The organism is Bacillus cereus group sp. BfR-BA-01380, from assembly GCF_022663535.1.
Taxonomy (GTDB): Bacteria; Bacillota; Bacilli; order Bacillales; family Bacillaceae_G; genus Bacillus_A; species Bacillus_A cereus_BB.
Genome location: NZ_JAKUFS010000094.1, coordinates 1 through 451 on the forward strand (window position 1 = coordinate 1; position 451 = coordinate 451).

The following is a 451-nucleotide window of genomic DNA, read 5'->3' on the forward strand; positions in this document are numbered from 1 at the left end:
ATTCCCACAAAAAGAACAGTCTTGTGAAGTATATTTTGGTTCTACTTTGACGAGTACACCGCCATGACTTTCACATTTGTAAGCAAGCATGTTTCGAAACATTCCCCACCCAGCATCAGAAATAGACTTCGATAATTTTCTATTTTTAACCATGTTACGAATGTTCAAATTTTCTACAGCGATAACGGAATACTCTTTCGCTAGATTGTAACTGAGTTTATGAAGAAAATCCCTGCGCTGATTCGCTACTTTTTCATGTAGCTTGCGAACACGCTGGGCTTGTTTTATGAAGTTAGCAGAACCCTTTTTCTTCTTAGAAAGTTTCCTCTGTGCTTTCATGAGTTGTTTTTCTTTTTCACGGAGAAATCTAGGGTTTTCATATTCTAAGCCATTAGAAAGAACGGCATACTTATGTAATCCCACGTCAATTCCTATCGCATGATTGGTATCG

The 451-nt window shown here is 37.7% G+C and carries 1 protein-coding gene; it reads right to left on the minus strand.

The window, feature by feature from the left end; genetic code table 11:
- The coding region (locus MR076_RS26040) for an RNA-guided endonuclease InsQ/TnpB family protein (protein WP_242225431.1) at nucleotides 1-451 on the minus strand (451 nt) is incomplete at both ends.